This is a genomic window from Mycobacterium sp. DL440 (assembly GCF_011745145.1).
Taxonomy (GTDB): Bacteria; Actinomycetota; Actinomycetes; order Mycobacteriales; family Mycobacteriaceae; genus Mycobacterium.
The window spans coordinates 3,045,601-3,061,321 of sequence record NZ_CP050191.1; the positions used below are offsets into that span (position 1 = coordinate 3,045,601).

General features: G+C 67.0%; 16 protein-coding genes and 1 riboswitch. Of the genes, 3 read left to right on the top strand and 13 right to left on the bottom strand.

All coding sequences use genetic code 11. The features are described 5' to 3' along the window. Position 1 precedes the first annotated feature (1 nt). The 5 genes from HBE63_RS14715 to lepA form a co-directional block, all read right to left on the bottom strand. On the bottom strand, positions 2 to 1,237 hold the full coding sequence (locus HBE63_RS14715; protein WP_166905396.1) for an acyl-CoA dehydrogenase family protein: 1,236 nt from the start codon (positions 1,235 to 1,237) through the stop codon (positions 2 to 4). Continuing rightward, positions 1,234 to 2,223, bottom strand: coding sequence for an N-acetyltransferase (locus HBE63_RS14720; protein ID WP_166905397.1), 990 nt, complete (start codon positions 2,221 to 2,223; stop codon positions 1,234 to 1,236). Before HBE63_RS14720 ends, HBE63_RS14715 begins: the two co-directional genes overlap by 4 nt. Next, positions 2,220 to 3,680, bottom strand: coding sequence for an APC family permease (locus HBE63_RS14725; RefSeq protein WP_166905398.1), 1,461 nt, complete (start codon positions 3,678 to 3,680; stop codon positions 2,220 to 2,222). The genes HBE63_RS14720 and HBE63_RS14725 overlap by 4 nt, the downstream gene beginning before the upstream one ends. A 95-nt stretch (positions 3,681 to 3,775) precedes the next feature. Continuing rightward, positions 3,776 to 5,080, bottom strand: a complete 1,305-nt coding sequence (locus tag HBE63_RS14730; RefSeq protein WP_166905399.1) for an NtaA/DmoA family FMN-dependent monooxygenase — start codon at positions 5,078 to 5,080, stop codon at positions 3,776 to 3,778. A gap of 65 nt (positions 5,081 to 5,145) precedes the next feature. Continuing rightward, positions 5,146 to 7,035 carry a translation elongation factor 4 gene (lepA, locus tag HBE63_RS14735; RefSeq protein ID WP_166905400.1) on the bottom strand — a complete coding sequence of 630 codons (1,890 nt, stop codon included), beginning with the start codon at positions 7,033 to 7,035 and terminating at the stop codon, positions 5,146 to 5,148. A 79-nt stretch (positions 7,036 to 7,114) separates the two neighbouring features. On the opposite strand from lepA, the gene HBE63_RS14740 reads away from it, so the two are divergent. Continuing rightward, positions 7,115 to 7,750 carry a type II toxin-antitoxin system PemK/MazF family toxin gene (locus tag HBE63_RS14740; protein WP_208301376.1) on the top strand — a complete coding sequence of 212 codons (636 nt, stop codon included), beginning with the start codon at positions 7,115 to 7,117 and terminating at the stop codon, positions 7,748 to 7,750. Here HBE63_RS14740 and HBE63_RS14745 read toward each other — a convergent pair. Genes HBE63_RS14745 through HBE63_RS14760 form a run of 4 tightly spaced genes read right to left on the bottom strand, consistent with a single transcriptional unit; the run spans position 7,732 to position 11,616 of the window. After that, positions 7,732 to 8,529, bottom strand: coding sequence for an ABC transporter ATP-binding protein (locus HBE63_RS14745; RefSeq protein WP_166905402.1), 798 nt, complete (start codon positions 8,527 to 8,529; stop codon positions 7,732 to 7,734). The two genes, HBE63_RS14740 and HBE63_RS14745, sit on opposite strands and share 19 nt — an antisense overlap. Next, positions 8,526 to 9,551 (bottom strand): iron ABC transporter permease, encoded by a 1,026-nt coding sequence (locus tag HBE63_RS14750; protein ID WP_166905403.1) that lies wholly within the window; start codon positions 9,549 to 9,551, stop codon positions 8,526 to 8,528. The genes HBE63_RS14745 and HBE63_RS14750 overlap by 4 nt, the downstream gene beginning before the upstream one ends. Continuing rightward, positions 9,548 to 10,570, bottom strand: coding sequence for an ABC transporter substrate-binding protein (locus HBE63_RS14755; RefSeq protein ID WP_166905404.1), 1,023 nt, complete (start codon positions 10,568 to 10,570; stop codon positions 9,548 to 9,550). The genes HBE63_RS14750 and HBE63_RS14755 overlap by 4 nt, the downstream gene beginning before the upstream one ends. Continuing rightward, entirely contained in the window at positions 10,567 to 11,616 is a 1,050-nt protein-coding gene (locus HBE63_RS14760) for an ABC transporter substrate-binding protein (protein WP_371814997.1), read from the bottom strand. Before HBE63_RS14760 ends, HBE63_RS14755 begins: the two co-directional genes overlap by 4 nt. Positions 11,617 to 11,651: 35 nt before the next feature. Beyond that, positions 11,652 to 11,784, bottom strand: a riboswitch (cobalamin riboswitch). Here HBE63_RS14760 and HBE63_RS31445 point away from each other — a divergent pair. Further along, positions 11,784 to 12,074, top strand: a complete 291-nt coding sequence (locus HBE63_RS31445) for a DUF6480 family protein (protein ID WP_243858662.1) — start codon at positions 11,784 to 11,786, stop codon at positions 12,072 to 12,074. (Overlaps the previous riboswitch by 1 nt.) On the opposite strand, the gene HBE63_RS14765 is transcribed toward HBE63_RS31445, so the two are convergent. Together HBE63_RS14765 and HBE63_RS14770 are read right to left on the bottom strand one after the other, a co-directional pair. Next, positions 12,043 to 12,651 (bottom strand): GNAT family N-acetyltransferase, encoded by a 609-nt coding sequence (locus tag HBE63_RS14765; protein ID WP_166905405.1) that lies wholly within the window; start codon positions 12,649 to 12,651, stop codon positions 12,043 to 12,045. The genes HBE63_RS31445 and HBE63_RS14765 overlap by 32 nt on opposite strands. 61 nt (positions 12,652 to 12,712) lie before the next feature. After that, entirely contained in the window at positions 12,713 to 13,144 is a 432-nt protein-coding gene (locus HBE63_RS14770; RefSeq protein WP_166905406.1) for a CBS domain-containing protein, read from the bottom strand. Between the two features lie 116 nt (positions 13,145 to 13,260). Between HBE63_RS14770 and HBE63_RS14775 the strand changes: the two genes are divergently transcribed. Beyond that, positions 13,261 to 14,121, top strand: coding sequence for a ribonuclease Z (locus HBE63_RS14775; protein WP_166905407.1), 861 nt, complete (start codon positions 13,261 to 13,263; stop codon positions 14,119 to 14,121). Here HBE63_RS14775 and HBE63_RS14780 read toward each other — a convergent pair. Both HBE63_RS14780 and HBE63_RS14785 read right to left on the bottom strand, forming a co-directional pair. Then, positions 14,088 to 14,957 (bottom strand): TIGR03560 family F420-dependent LLM class oxidoreductase, encoded by an 870-nt coding sequence (locus tag HBE63_RS14780; protein ID WP_243858664.1) that lies wholly within the window; start codon positions 14,955 to 14,957, stop codon positions 14,088 to 14,090. The genes HBE63_RS14775 and HBE63_RS14780 overlap by 34 nt on opposite strands. Before the next feature lie 8 nt (positions 14,958 to 14,965). Next, positions 14,966 to 15,673, bottom strand: coding sequence for a hypothetical protein (locus HBE63_RS14785; RefSeq protein WP_208301377.1), 708 nt, complete (start codon positions 15,671 to 15,673; stop codon positions 14,966 to 14,968). Between the last annotated feature and the right edge of the window lie 48 nt (positions 15,674 to 15,721).

The following is a 15,721-nucleotide window of genomic DNA, read 5'->3' on the forward strand; positions in this document are numbered from 1 at the left end:
GTCAGTTGCCCTGGCCGCCCCGGCCCCGGCTCACCAGATCGGCCACCGGGTCCTTGCCGTTGACGAACCAGTCCCCCAGGATCCGTGCCTTGTAGACCACGGGATTGTGTGACGCCAGGGTGCGGGCATTGCGCCAATGCCGGTCCAGACCAAGCTCTTCGGACACACCGGAGGCCCCCAGCGCGTCGAACACCTTGGTGGTGGACCGCAGCGCCGCACCGATGATCACCAGTTGTGCCTGCGCCACCGCGACCTCGGCATCGATCAACAGTTCGCGGGCATGGTCGTCACTGCCGGCCAGCCGGCCCGCAACGATCCGGTCGAGGGCGCGCGCGCTCAATCCGAGGGCTGCCTCGGCGCTGAACGCCTCGGCCGAGATCTCCCCGATCACCTGCAACAGTTGAGCATCGTCGGCCGGCACCTCGGCAAGACCCTGTGGATAGTTGCGGGTGCGTCGTCGCAACGCGGCCGTCCCGTCCCGGTGCACCGCCCTGGTGATTCCGGTCAGCACGGCCAGCATCGCGATCTGATAGAAGTGGGCCTGATAGGTGAACCGCTCCGCGGCGGGAAACACGTTGCCAGGCTCGGCGCGTGCGGCGTCGTAACGCGCAGAGCCGCTGGCGGTGGTGCGCTGCCCGAACCCCCGCCAGTCGTCCACCAACGTCACACCCGGATCCTCGGCGCGCACCAGTGCCGTCCACAGCTCGCCGTCCTCACCGCGGCCGAGTACATCCAGCCAGTCTGCGTAAAGACTTCCTGTCGCATAGTATTTCGCGCCCGAGACCAACCAGTGGTCGCCCTGCGCGGTGACCGTGGTGGCCAGGTTGGCCAGCGTGACGTTGTTGGCCTCGGTCCAGCCGCCGCCGACGAACTCGCCCGCCAGGAAACGCTTGATCCAGGTGTTGTTGTCCTCGGTCACCGGGGCGTTGAGCCGGTCCTCGACGAAGGCCAGGTGGTTGCGCCAGATGTGGGCGACGTTGGAATCGGCCTCCCCCAGCTCGGCCAGCAACAGGAAGGTCTGCTCGAGGGAGGAGCCGAAACCGCCTTGTTCCGCAGGGATCCGCAGGGTGCCGAATCCGGCGTCGCTCAGCCACCGCACCTGCTCGTGCGGGAACGCCCGATCGCGTTCGCGTGCCACGTTGCCTTCCGCGATCCGCTCGAAGATCGGCCGGAACACCGACTGCAGCTCGGCGTCGTATCCGGACGGCCGCTTCAGATACCCACCTACCCTGCTCATCGGATGCTCCCGTCGTGATCGATGCGGTATGCGTACTGGTCCCGAACCGCCAGGTACCCCAGGCGGCGGTATAGCTCGTGCGCCTTGCTGGCGTTGTCGATATCTGTGCCCAGGGACGCGACCGTGAACCCGCGCCTCAACGCGGCCAGCCAGACCTTGCGCAACAACAGTTCCCCGGTCCCGCGCGCTCTCAGGTCGCGGCGCACACCGATGTAGTCGGTGTGTGCGCTGCGTTCCTCGTCGGCGCCGGTTCCCTCGGTGTAGGTCGATCCCAGTACGTAGCCGACCACCACGCCACCGTCGTCGACTGCGGCAATGCTGAAGTCCGGGTTGAATACCCGGCTGCGCAGGTGATGTTCCCATCGCTTCGGGGTTTTCGACATGTTCCCGAAGTGCTCACTGAACGTGTCGAACTGCAGCTGCCGGACCTGCTCGGTCAAGCCGCCAGAGACCACCTCGGGCCAGGACAGAATCGTCAGGCCGTCGAGATGCGCGGCGGTCAGCGCAGCGGGATCCTCGCCGAGCAAGGGCTTACGGGTCGCGATGAATTGCCGCTCCAGACGGGCGCCACACCGCTTGAGCGCCTCGATCGCCGCCGGCTGGTCGGCCCCGACGTACACCCGTAGATAAGCGTCGGGGCCGGTGACCCGGTGGAACCGTTCGACGGTCTCACCGACGACCGATTCCACCGTTGCACTCGCGACTGATGGGCCGAATACGAAGTCTCCCAAGACCTCAGGCTCGGCACCGTCGGGCCGGTGCAAGGCCGCGTATCCGAGCACGTCTGCCGACTCACCGCGCACGACCACTACCGACCCGGGATAGACGCCGTCGAACTGCTCGGCGACGTCACGTGAATCGGCGGCGAATTTTCGTCCAGCCAGACCCGGTGTGGTGGCCAGGAAATCCGCGATCAGTGGATAGTCGTGCGCGATGGCCGGTTCCACCGCCACGCCGGTGACCGTGCGATGGTCGATCAGCGTCATTTGCAGTCCTCGTCGATCAGGGTCTGGATGCTGCCGATCCGGTTGGCCACCTCAGGGTTGGTCCGCTTCAGATACCAGTACCAGGACAGGCCGGCCAGCAGAATGACTCCGAACACGAAAGGCAGGATGTTGAACGGGAACTCGGGCACCGGGTAGAAGTTGCTGACAATCACGTAGCCCAGGCCGATGGTGGCCGCGATAGAGACCGCGAACCGTGCCGGGGTCAGGGCGCCGATCTTGCGCAGCCAGATCGGCGTCGCGATCACCACCAGCAGATAGCTCACCAGAAAGCCCCAGTTGGCTACGTAACCGCCGTAGACGTCGAACACCAGCCGGCCGGCGGAGCTGAAGGTGGCCACGATCGAAAAAGCCAGGGCCAGGAGCCCGACGAACACCACACCGGCCCACGGCGTCTTGTAGGTCGGGTGCACCTTCGTGAAGACCTGCGGCAACGCGCCCTCGTGGGCGAAGGTGAACAACGATCGAGCAGCCGCGGTGGTGACCGCGGTGACGAACACGATGAAGGCGATCGCGACAGCGCCGCTGACGATCTGGTTCACCCACTCCACCCCGACACTGGTGGCCAGCTGCGGCAGCACCGCCTTGTCACCGTCGATCTCGCCGAAGTGCAGGATCTGCGGATAGGTCGCGAAGATGTAGAGCGCGCCGATCAGGAGCACCACGCGCAGCAGAGATCTCGCGATGTTGCGGTGCGCATCCTTGGCCTCGGCCCCGAGCGAGGCCACGCTCTCGAACCCGGCGTAGGAGCCCACCGCGGTGACCGCGGCGATGAACGTCGCGCTGGATCCGAGGTGCCGTGGATTCCACTGCTCCCAGTCGATGCGGAACCCGTAGCCGATGTAGGAAGCCACGATGATCACCAGGATCGAGGCGATGGCCAGCAGTTCAAATGCCAGTTCGTATTTCGCGGCCAACGCCACCCCGCGATAGGGCAGGTACACCGCCACGCCGACGACCACGATCACCAACAGCAGCCGGAACCACACCGCCTGAGATCCGAGACCGATCGACTCCAGGAACGCATCGAGGTACAACACGCCGCCGAGGGTGCCGGTGGTGGCGAAACCGATGTAACCGAACAGCAGGCTGAACCCCGCGGCGAACGCGAAGCCGGGCCCGAGACCGTTTCCGGTGTAGGTCCCCAGCGATCCGGAGGACACCGTGCGTTTGGCCTGGAAGCTGATCGTGATGGCCACCAGCACAACGATGGACAGCCCGATCACCGCCGCCCACGCCGCGCCTTTGCCTGCGGCCACGAACAAGGAGAACGGCACCACGGCCAGGGCCACGCTGGGTGCCGCGGCCGCCAGGCCCTGGGCGAATACGCCCCATGGGCCGAGCGCCCCCGATTCCAGGCCGGTCGATTCCGCGGCGATCAGCGTGCGGCCCCCGACCCCCGTCGTCGGGTGCGCCTTCGGGTCGTCTGTAGTGGTCACGGCAATGTCCCTTTCTGACCGCGACGCCACCCGTCCGTGAGTCGGCACGAGTGGTGGAGAAGTCGGTGTGTGTGTCATGCGGAATAGCGGGTCGGTCAAGCGAACTGCCGCTGCGGCACGTCGAGTCCCAGATGGGATCGCAGCGTGGCGCCGGCGTAGTCGTGGCGGAACAGTCCACGCTTGCGCAGTACCGGCACCACCTGATCGGCGAAGAGTTCGTGCTGGCCGGGTAACCCGGAGTCGCGCAGGACGAACCCGTCAGCGGCACCGGTGGTGAACCACTGTTCGATCTCGTCGGCGATCCGCTCAGGAGTTCCCACCACCGCAGCACCCCAGCCGTTCACGGTGCGGTACAGGAACTCCCTTACCGTCGGATCTCCCTCACTGGCCAGCAACCGGTAGCCGGCCAACGCGGTCTGATGAGTTTCGGTGTGCGCCGCGAAGGCAGACTCCGGAACCGGACCGTCCAGGTCGGCGCCCGTGACGTCGACGTCGACTTCGAGCAGCCAACCGGCCTGGTACTGCGGGCTGAAGTATTCGTACTCTTCGCGTTCGGCACGCCGGGCCTCGTCCTCGGTCGAGCCGACGACGTACCGCAGGGACGGCGTGATCAGCGGAGGCCTGACCCGGCCCAGCAGCCGGGATTCCTGATGGATCTGGGTGTAGAAGTCCTGTGCGCGCGCCCGGTTGCCGTGGCTGGTGAAGATCACCTCGGCATGGCGGGCTGCGAAACCCCGTCCGGTTTCAGATGATCCGGCCTGGAAGATGACCGGTTGCCCTTGCACGGAGCGGGCCGAGCCCAACGGGCCGGCCACGTCGAAGTAACGCCCGTGGTGATCTGTCGGTTGAATTCTGTTGACGTCGTTGAATACCCCCGCAGCGCGGTCTTCGACGATCGTGTCCTCACCCCAGCCATCCCACAGCTTGCGGACCACCGCAAGCGCTTCCTCGGCGATGCGGTAGCGCTCGTCGTGGGCCACCACGCCTCGGGCACTGAAATTGTCGGCCGCGGCCTGCGCGAAGCTGGTGACCAGGTTCCAGCCGGCCCGGCCACCACTGAGGTGATCAAGCGAAAGCAGCTGGCGAGCAAGGTGATACGGGTGGGCCAGCGTGGCCGACCCGGTGACCACCAGGCCGATCCGTTCGGTGACCGAGGACAGCGCAGCCGTCGCCGTCAGCGGTTCGAAGTCCTCGGTGATCTTGTACGGCCAGGTCGCACGCGGGCCGTAATTCAGGCCGTCGGCGAAAAACAGCGCGTCGAAGGTGCCGGCCTCGGCCGTCTGCGCATAACTGACCAGCCGTTGCCGGACCCCGGCGGGGCTGTTGTCGATGTCGGGATGCCGCCACGGACCGGCGGACCGGGTGTTGCCGAAAGCGAGCAGATGCAGTTCTCTGGGCACTGCGCCGACGCTACGGTTGCGGCCGGCTTGCGCCGAGGGTTGCGCTCAGCGCGAAGCAATCCCGACTACTTCTTGGGCTTGTCCGATGCCGCGTCGGTGGACAGCGCCGCGACGAACGCCTCCTGAGGAACCTCCACTCGACCGATGGTCTTCATGCGCTTCTTGCCCTCTTTCTGCTTCTCCAGAAGTTTGCGCTTACGGGTGATGTCACCGCCGTAGCACTTGGACAGCACGTCCTTGCGGATCGCCCGGATGTTCTCGCGAGCAATGATTTTCGACCCGATCGCGGCCTGGACCGGGACCTCGAACTGCTGGCGCGGGATGAGTTCCTTGAGCTTGGTGGTCATCTTGTTGCCGTACGCCGACGCCGAATCCTTGTGCACGATGGCGCTGAACGCGTCCACGGCCTCGCCCTGCAGCAGGATGTCGACCTTGACCAGATCGGCCTCCTGCTCGCCGGCCTCCTCGTAGTCCAGGCTGGCGTAGCCGCGGGTGCGCGACTTCAGCGAGTCGAAGAAGTCGAAGATGATCTCGCCGAGCGGCATGGTGTAGCGCAGCTCGACCCGCTCGGGCGAGAGGTAGTCCATGCCGCCCAACTCGCCGCGACGCTGCTGACACAGCTCCATGATGGTGCCGATGAACTCACTGGGCGCGATCACCGTGGTCTTCACCACCGGCTCAAAGACGCTGCGCACCTTGCCTTCTGGCCAATCCGACGGGTTGGTGACGACCAACTCGGAGTTGTCGTCCTTGATCACGCGGTACACCACGTTAGGCGAGGTCGAGATCAGGTCCAGATTGAACTCGCGCTCCAGGCGCTCCCGAGTGATCTCCATGTGCAACAGACCCAGGAAGCCGCAGCGGAACCCGAAGCCCAGCGCCACCGACGTCTCGGGCTCATAGGTCAGCGCGGCGTCGTTGAGCTGCAGCTTGTCCAGCGCCTCCCGCAACACCGGATAGTCCGAGCCGTCCACCGGGTACAGGCCCGAATACACCATCGGCCTGGGTTCGCGGTATCCGGTCAGTGCCTCGGTGGCACCGTTGCGGGCCGAGGTCACGGTGTCCCCGACCTTGGACTGCCGGACATCCTTCACGCCGGTGATCAGGTAGCCGACCTCACCAACGCCCAGCCCGTCCGAGGCCTTCGGGTCGGGTGAGACGATGCCGACCTCAAGCAACTCGTGCGTCGCCCCGGTGGACATCATCTTGATCTTCTCGCGCGGGTTGAGCTTGCCGTCCACCACGCGCACGTAGGTGACCACACCGCGGTAGATGTCATAGACCGAGTCGAAGATCATCGCCCGCGCGGGCGCGTCGGCGTCGCCGACCGGCGCCGGAATCAGTCGCACCACCTCGTCGAGCAGTTCGGCCACGCCCTCGCCCGTCTTGCCGGAGACCCGCAGCACATCGCTGGGTTCGCAGCCGATGATGTGGGCGATCTCGCCGGCGTAGCGCTCCGGGTCGGCGGCCGGCAGGTCGATCTTGTTCAGTACCGGGATGATGGTCAGGTCCCGGTCCAGCGCCAGGTACAGGTTGGCCAACGTCTGCGCCTCGATGCCCTGGGCGGCGTCGACCAGCAGTACGGCGCCCTCACAGGCCTCCAGGGCCCGGGACACCTCGTAGGTGAAGTCGACGTGGCCAGGTGTGTCGATCAGGTGGAGGACGAATTCTTCGGCGGACCCGTCATCCTTGGCGACCGACCACGGCAACCGCACGTTCTGCGCCTTGATCGTGATACCGCGCTCGCGCTCGATATCCATCCGGTCCAGGTATTGGGCCCGCATATCGCGGTCGGCGACGACGCCGGTGATCCCCAGCATCCGGTCGGCCAGCGTCGACTTGCCATGATCGATGTGGGCGATGATGCAGAAGTTCCGGATCTGCGCCGGCGCAGTGAACGTCTTGTCGGCGAAGCTGCTGATGGGAATCTCCTGGTGAGCGTGGTTGTCTAGCATGTGCGGTGCTCCTCCAGGGTATCGAGCAAGCACCGTCACGACACAATCGCCAGGGGTTGACTGACCTATGCTCGACACCATGGCGTCGCAATGGAAGGCGTTCCAACAGGTGCTCAAGGGCGTCATGGATGGCGCCGAGCACCTGGTGTTCAACGAGGCACCCAAGTTCGTGCGCCAGCTTCAGACCACGGACAACGTGCCGCGGACCGTGCAGCAAGGCATCCAACAGGGCCTTCAGCAGGGCCTCCGACTGGGCCTGGGCGTGCTCGCGGGTGCGGCCGCCCCGCCGCCCCAGGCGATCACCGCCGGCCGGCCCGTATCGAGGAACAGTGTGCCCACCGCGCACCGGGCCCGCAAAGTCGTCTATGCCCCGGACCTGGACGGGCAGGCCGATCCCGGCGAGGTCGTCTGGACCTGGGTGGTCTACGAGGACGATCCGACCCAGGGCAAGGACCGCCCGGTCCTGGTGGTGGGTCGTGATCAGCGCACCCTGCTCGGGTTGATGTTGTCCAGCCAGGACTACCACCGCGACGATCCCGACTGGATCGGCATCGGCACCGGCACCTGGGACTACGACGGTCGGCCCAGCTGGGTCCGACTGGACCGGGTGCTCGACGTTCCAGAGGAAGGCATCCGCCGCGAGGGCGCGATCCTGGACCGCGGCCGGTTCGAAACCGTGGCGGTCCGACTCCGCGCTCAGTACTCCTGGAGCTGACCGGCCGCGCCACGGCTCGGGAGGCCATGTGCGAACCGGACATAGGGTCCCGCGTCGTCGACGCTTATCCGGCACCGCACCCCGTACACGTCGGCCACCAGATCTTCGGTCAGCACCTCCGCCGGGCTGCCGGTGGATACCACGGTGCCCGCCGACAGCATCACCACGTGATCGCAGAACATCGCCGCGAGGTTGAGGTCGTGCAGAGCCACCACGCTGGTGACGTCGAGGGTGCGGATCAGTGCCAGGATCTCCAGCTGGTGGGCGATATCGAGGTGATTGGTCGGCTCGTCGAGCAGTAGCTCACTGGGTTTCTGGGCCAGAGCCCTGGCGATCTGCACTCGTTGACGCTCTCCGCCCGAGAGGGTGTGCCACAGACGGTCAGCCATGCCGTCGAGACCGGTGGCTGCCAATGCGGCGGCCACCGCGGCCGTGTCGTCGCCACCGCCGCCGCCGAATACCGAACTGTGCGGGATCCGCCCCAGCCGAACCACGTCGCGCACCGCGATGTCCAGATCGGTGTCGGCGTGCTGCCCGACCATCGCCACCCGGCGCGCCACCGCCCGCCGCGACATCGTGTGCAGCTCACGACCGTCGAGCTGGACAGATCCAGAATCGGGCCGGTCGATCCCGGCCAACAGCCGCAGCAGTGATGACTTGCCGGATCCGTTGGGGCCCAATAATCCGACGGTGCTGCCCGGAACCGGGTCGACCGTGGCACCGTCGAGCACGAGCCGCCCCGAACGAGTCCAGCACACCTCGACCGCTTGCAGGCTCATCGACGTATCCCCCTGCGCCGCAATAAAATCAACGCGAACGCCGGGACGCCGAGCAGCGCGGTGACCACCCCGGTGGGCAATTCCTGCGGGGCGAAGACCGTCCGGGCCAGGGTGTCCACCCACACCATGAAGACGGCGCCCAGAATCGCCGCGGTCGGCAACAGCCGCCGATGACCGGGCCCGACCACAAAGCGCGCGGCGTGCGGAAGCACCAGCCCGACGAATCCGATCGCCCCGGCCGCACTGACCAGGGCCGCAGTCACCAACGCGGTCATGACCAACAGCACGACGCGTGCCCGGGTCACCGCGACTCCCAGTGTCGCGGCCGCATCCTGGCCGAACGCGAAGGCGTCGAGGGTGCGCGCATAGGCCAGGCACACCGCCAGCCCGATGCCGACGACGGCGGCGCAGGTGAGGACGTCCGACCAGGAGACCCCGGCGAGCGACCCCAACAGCCAGAACAGCACTCCCCTGGTCTGCTCGGCGTCGGCCGAGGACAGCACGATGAAGGACGTCAGCGCCGAGAACAGCTGGGTGCCTGCCACGCCGGCCAGGACCACCCGGTCGGTACCGCCGCCGGCCGCATAGGCGAGAAGCAGCACCACCGCGAACGACAGCACCGCACCGGCGAAGGCGCCGCCGGACAAGGTCAGCGTGCCCGCGCCGACGCCGAGCACCGCGACCAGGACCGCGCCCGTAGAGGCACCCGACGAGACGCCCAGCACGAACGGGTCGGCCAGCGGATTGCGCAGCAGCGACTGCAGTATCGCCCCGCACAGCGCCAACCCGGCTCCACAGATGGCCGCCAGGGCGACTCTCGGCAGCCGCAGTTGCCAGACGATGCTCTCCTGCAGTCGGGTCGCCCCTGAGGGCCCCGCGCCGAGACGGTCGCCGACGATGCGGTACACGTCGCCCACCGACAATGCGGCGGGGCCGATGGTGATGGCCACCGCGGCAGAGAGCACCAACAGGACGAACCCGGCGGCCCACAAGCCGCCGAGCCATCCCGTGCGTAAACTCACCGCGGTGAGCCGAACCCGAGTTCGGCCAGGCCCTTCGCCACCTTCTCGACGCCGTCCACGGTGCGGATCGACGGGTTGAGATCGGCCCCGTTCACCACGATGTAGCGGTGGTCCTGAACGGCGGTCAGTCCCCGGGTGAGCGTATTCGATTCCAGGAACTCGGTTTTGGTCACCAGTGCGTCGCCGTCGATCGTGCGGCGGCTCAAGTCGCCCAGCACCAAAACGTCCGGGTTGCGGTCGGCCACACTCTCCCAACTCACCTGCGGCCATTCATCGGTGGTGTCGGCGAACACGTTGCGCGCCCCGACGGTCCCGGCGATCACCCCGGGGGATCCGCAGCAGCCGGCGAAGTAGGGGGCACGAACATCGGAGAACCAGAACGCCATGCTGACGCCGGACGGGGCCGCGGCGACCGCGTCCATCCGCCGGCGCAGCTGCGCGATGAGCCGATCGCCGCGTTCAGTGACATCGAATATTGTTGCCAGGTCCCGGATTTCGGTGTAGACGGCATCCATGCTGAACGGGGCGCTGCGGGCGCCGTCACCGTTGACCGAGGTCTTGCCTTCGCAGTCGCTCGGTGCCAGATAGGCCGGCACGCCCAGCTGTGCGAACTGGTCGTGGTCGGCGACACCGCCGGGTCCCAAGGTGCCGCCGAAAGACGCCGACACAAAATCGGGTTCCGTGTCGAGCACCGTCTCCAGCGACGGCTTGTTCACCGCCAGCCGTGGCACCCGGGCATTCTCGGCCTCGAGGCCGGGGCGGACCGGGTCTGTCCAGGTTGCGGTGCCGACCATGCGGTCCGCCAAGCCGAGCGAGAGCAGGATCTCGGTAGAGCCCTGGTTCAACGACACCGCCCGCTGCGGCGGTGCATCGATCACCACCTGCCTGCCGCAATTCTGCACGGTCAGTGGATATCCCGGCGCGGCGGCGGTGCCCGCGGCCGGAACGGCCGTCTGGGCACACCCCACCGGCAGCAACACACCGACCACAGCCACGATCAACCGGACCGCAACCTTCATTGGGCCAGCCCGAATGCCTTGAAACCAGCGGCGAGTTTCTCCAGCGCATCGATCTCACGGATTCCGGGGTCGAGTTCGGACCCGGACAGTACGACATAGCGCTTGTGGCGCACGGCGGTCATGTTCCTGGTCACTGGATTCGATTCCAGGAACTTCACTTTCGCGTCCAGAGCATCCCCGTCGACGCGCCTTCGATTGAGGTCGGCCAGCACCAGCACGTCGGGGTCGCGGTCGGCAAGTACCTCCCAGCTGACCTCCGGCCAGTCCTCGCGGGTATCGGCGAAGACATTGGCGACGCCGAGTTCGGTGGCGTACAGCCCGGGTGCCGAGCAGCAACCGGCCAGATACGGCGTCCGTAGGCCCGAGAACCAGAACGCGACACTGGTATCGGGCTCGGTGATCGACGGGGTGTGGTCCAGCCGCCGGGTGAGCCGGGCAATCAGGTCCTGGCCACGCTGTTGCACATCGAAGATCTGCGCCAGCTCGCCGATCTCCCGGAACAGAGTGTCGAGGGCCAGCGGTTCGGTGCGGGTGACGGTCTCACCGTCGACTGTCGCCCCGACGCAGACCGACGGCGACTGATACGTCGGGATTCCCAGCTGGGTGAACCGACTGCGAGCGGCGACCACCGCGGGCGTGAAGGTGTGCGCGCTGGCCGAGGTCACCAGGTCCGGCTCGGCATCGAGCACCGTCTCCAATCCCGGGTCGTTGTCCGCCAGCCGGGGCACGGTGGCATTATCGGCGGCGAGTTCGGGCAGCACCGGATCAAACCAGGTCGAACTACCGACCATCCGATCGGCGAGACCCAGTGCCAGCATGATTTCGGTCGAGGCCTGGTACAGCGATACCGCTCGCTGGGGCGGCCCGTCGAACGTGACGTTCACTCCGCAGTTCTCGATGGTGAGCGGATAGCTGGTGCGGCCGGCCCCGGCGTCCTCCCGGCTTGTCTCCCCGGGTGCCGGCGGCTCTCGGTGCCCACAGGCCACCGTGAGCGACAAGGTGACAGCCAACAGGGACACCAATACGGCGGGTACACGCACGCCCAAGACTTCCTTCGATACAGGGCTCGGTCGCGGAGCCGTCGACAGTCGTTCCCGCCCACAGGTAATCGGACTCGAGGCAGCGCCTCATACCGTTGCGCGTCAGTTCCGGCTTTTCACCGGATTCCCCTGTTGGTCGGTCTCCGCACTGTAACAGCCGCGATGCTGCGTGATTGCCCGCGCGCGACCCGGCCAAGACACCCGATCTGGAACCCGGCGGCGGCGTCGCTCCAGGCGCCACCCCACCGGACTCGGCGCAAACCTCGGGGCTGGGCGAACCCGCGCCGAGGCCCAGGCACAGGCACAGCCCCACATCGGTGGCCGCGATCATCGGGCTTGTGCTGCTAATCGCGGTATTCGTCGCGGTCGGCGTAGTGCTGATCATGAAGATGTCCGGCGTGTTCGATCAGCTTGACTGCCGGTCGATTTGCCTTACCGTGGCCGACGCCACATCGCAGTCATGACCGGCCCGCCGTCTGGCAACGGGATCTCGCCGGTGATCTCGAATCCGAACCGCAGGTAGTACGGCACGTTGTCGGGGTTGCTCGATTCCAGATACGCCGGAGCGTGTTCGGCGTCGACCCGGTCCAGTCGGGACTGCATGAGGGCGTGCCCGAAACCGCCACCGCGCACGGTCGGATCGCTACCGATCACCGCCAGGTACCAGTGCGGTTCCTCTGGATGGTGCTGCTTCATGAGCTCGACAACCTGCTGGCCTCGTCGCATATCGCGGCCGAATGCCAGCACCATCGTGGGCAGCATGCGCAGCTCTTCGCCGGGGGTCTGTTTCCAACGGCCCGGACCGTCCCACAAAGCTGCCGCGCCGATCGCGCCGTCGCGGACGGCCACTTCGGCACCGCCGCCTGCGAGGAAATGGTGGCGCGTGATCGCGGCGAACAGCCGAGGCAGCCCTTTGGAGCGGCGAGTGTCGTCGGCGAGGATCCACGACATCACCGGGTCGTGCTGGAAGGCCCGGCCCAGGACTGCGGCAACGTGCTTGACGTCAGACTTGTTCGGGGGACGGACATCGACGGCGGCCACCAGCCCACCATCGCACACGCCTCAACCCGATTTCGCGTCCGAAGCCCGTCGCGCGGCGCGATCAACGACCCTGGGTGATGTAGGCCTGCAGTTGTTCCTGCTCAGCCTCGAGTTCTTCCATCCGGGTCTTGACGATGTCCCCGATGCTGACGATGCCGGCCAGCCTGCCACGGTCGAGCACCGGAATGTGGCGCACCCGGTTCTCGGTCATCAATGCGCTGAGGTGATCGACGGTGTCACGGGGCGTGCATGTCGCCACCACCGTGGTCATGATCTCCGATACGGGCTGCGCCAACAAGCTGCTGCCACGTTCGTGCAGTTTGCGCACCACATCGCGCTCCGAGACGATGCCGGCCAAACCTCCGGGCCCCATCACGACCATGGCACCGATGTTCAGCTCGGTCAGCCCGGCCAACAGTTCGGTCACCGTGGTCTCCGGGGAAATCGTCACCACCGCCGTGCCCTTGTTTTTCAGCACGTCCGCGATTCGCATCGGCAGCCTCCGATCGTGATCCACCTCACACCAGGCTAAAGCGGTGTTCGTCAGTTAGGAAGAAGCCACGCCCGTTTAGGGCCGGAAGGGAGCCAGAACGGAGTAGGAATGGGGCCATGATCGAGGTCACGCTGCTCGGCACCGGTAGCCCAATCCCCGATCCGGAGCGGGCGGGGCCGTCAACCCTGGTGCGCGCCGGGGGCCAGAGTTTTCTGATCGACTGCGGGCGTGGCGTGCTGCAGCGCCTTGCCGCCGCGGGGTCAGGCGCCAACCAGCTCAGCGCGCTGCTGCTCACCCATCTGCACAGCGATCACATCGCCGACCTCGGCGATGTGATCATCACCCGCTGGGTGAGTACGTTCACCCCGGACGCTCCGCCCCTGCCGGTCATCGGCCCACCGGGCACCGCCGAGGTGGTCGACGCGACGCTGCGGGCGTTCGGGCACGACATCGGTTACCGCACCGCCCACCACGCTGACCTCACCGGCCCACCGCGGGTGGAAGTCCACGAGTACACCGACGCGGTGGTGTGGGACCACGGCGATGTGCAGATCCGCGTCGCCCCCACCGACCACCGGCCCGTGACGCCGACCATCGCTTTCCGGATCGAACACGGCGGGGCCTCGGTGGTGGCCGCGGGCGACACCGTGCCATGCCCCAGCCTCGATGCGCTGGCTGCCGGAGCAGGAGCACTGGTGCACACGGTGATCCGCAAAGACCTCGTCGAACAGCTTCCGATGCAACGGATCCGCGACATCTGTGACTACCACTCCTCGGTGGAGGAGGCGGCGGCCACCGCCACCCGCGCAGGAGTGGGCATCCTGATCCTGACTCATTACGTACCAGCGATCGCTCCGGGCACCGAGGACCAGTGGCGGGCACTGGCGGCCAGTGAATTCGACCGACAGATCGAGCTGGGCGACGATCTGCACCGCGTCCAGGTTCATCCCGGGGTGTGCACCAAGGCGCGCAGCTGATCTGCCGCGCCCGCAACACAATCGAGGTCGGCGTCAGTCAGCGGCCGCCCGCGGGCGATCACGACAACGTGCTGGATCCCCAAGTCGGCCAGCGCGTGGCAACGCTCGACGAGTGCGTCGGACCGATCGCCGTCGTGAAGAGCCGTGGTCACCGTACGCTCGATCTCGTCGGGTCGCCGTCCGACGTCCGCGCAGTGCCGATCGAGAACCTCGAGCTGTCTCCGGATCGTGGCGCCGCCGTCTGGGACGTCGAACAGGTTGCAAGCATCGCCGTACTGAGCGACCAGCCGCAGTGTGCGTCGCTCGCCGGTGCCGCCGATCAGCACGGGAGGATGCGGCGCGGTCACGGGTAGCGGGCTGCCAATCGGCTGCTGCGCGGTCAGATACGCACCGCGGTAACTCGTTTGGTCGCCGCGCCACATTTGCCAGGCCAACTGCAACAGCTCGGTCATCCGCTCGAACCGTTCCGCGGTGTCCGGCAGGAACAATCCCATCGCGGTAGCCTCGGCCGCGTTGTATCCGGCGCCGAGACCGAGCCACGCGCGGCCGTGCGAGAGCACGTCGAGCGTCGTCACCGCCTTGATCAACAGAGCGGGTGCCCGGAAGGTCGCCGCTGTAACCATCGTGCCCAGCCGGATGCGTCGCGTCGCCGCAGCGAGGTAACCGAGCACGGTATACGCCTCGAGCATCGGCTCGTCCATCCGGCAGGAGGGGTCAGCCTGCATGAGATGGTCGGCCGCCCACAGGGTATCGACGGCGGTGCCATCGAGGAACGTCGCCAGATCGGCGAGCCGCTCGTGAATCGCTTCCGGCCATGAGTAGTTTGTGACACTCACGCTGAGCTTCATGCGCGCCGCACCTCGGCCCGCCGCTTCGGCAGAAGCGCACCGGCGACGATGAGCCAGATGAGACCCGTGAACCGGGCGACCGGCAGGATCACCGCCGCTTCTGGCCAGATGAGCACCAGTGTCGCCACCTCGGCCAGCACCGCGATGGCCAGGCCGGCCCAGGCCAACGCCCGCGGCAACAGTCCGAGGACGAGGCTGGGCACCGCGACCCCGGCGATCAGCAGACCGAGTGCCACGATGTGCCCGACCCCGCCCGTGAGGAACACCAGGTAGTACAGCGCCCGGATCAGGCCGTCGTCGACGACCACCTCGGGCCGCGACATCGTCCAGCAGATCAGCCCTGCCAGCGCGAGGGCGCCGGAGGCGAGAATCCCGCCCGCCAGTGCGATCGTCGCACCGGGCGCGGTCACGCCGAGTTGCCGCAGACGTGTGCTCGCGGTGGCGGCGTAGATCGCCAGCGGTACCGACGCCGCGAACGCGCCCACCGCACTGGCCTGCACCGCCGGGTGGTGGTCATGGACATATCGAAGGACGTCTGCGCCCGTGCCGTACGGCAGCGGCATCACCCCACCGAGTGCGACGCCGACGGCAAGCCCGGCCAGCACCAACGCGAGCGAGGCCGCTGCCACCGGGGCCAGAGGCGGTCCGCCTTGTCGGCCTGCCGGTCGTGTGGACCGAATTCGATCTGCGATTGAATCGTTCATGTTTTGAACGATATGCCCGCATTCGCCCGACGGCAACAGGCTGAATGT

Excerpts from the sequence above, each read along its gene's own strand:
- HBE63_RS14740 (WP_208301376.1), top strand. The coding sequence starts at position 7,115 with ATGGCGTCGCAATGGAAGGCGTTCCAACAGGTGCTCAAGGGCGTCATG.
- HBE63_RS14715 (WP_166905396.1), bottom strand. The coding sequence starts at position 1,237 with ATGAGCAGGGTAGGTGGGTATCTGAAGCGGCCGTCCGGATACGACGCC.
- HBE63_RS14720 (WP_166905397.1), bottom strand. The coding sequence starts at position 2,223 with ATGACGCTGATCGACCATCGCACGGTCACCGGCGTGGCGGTGGAACCG.
- lepA (WP_166905400.1), bottom strand. The coding sequence starts at position 7,035 with ATGCTAGACAACCACGCTCACCAGGAGATTCCCATCAGCAGCTTCGCC.
- HBE63_RS14745 (WP_166905402.1), bottom strand. The coding sequence starts at position 8,529 with ATGAGCCTGCAAGCGGTCGAGGTGTGCTGGACTCGTTCGGGGCGGCTC.
- HBE63_RS14770 (WP_166905406.1), bottom strand. The coding sequence starts at position 13,144 with ATGCGAATCGCGGACGTGCTGAAAAACAAGGGCACGGCGGTGGTGACG.
- HBE63_RS14775 (WP_166905407.1), top strand. The coding sequence starts at position 13,261 with ATGATCGAGGTCACGCTGCTCGGCACCGGTAGCCCAATCCCCGATCCG.
- HBE63_RS14785 (WP_208301377.1), bottom strand. The coding sequence starts at position 15,673 with ATGAACGATTCAATCGCAGATCGAATTCGGTCCACACGACCGGCAGGC.
- HBE63_RS14755 (WP_166905404.1), bottom strand. The coding sequence starts at position 10,570 with ATGAAGGTTGCGGTCCGGTTGATCGTGGCTGTGGTCGGTGTGTTGCTG.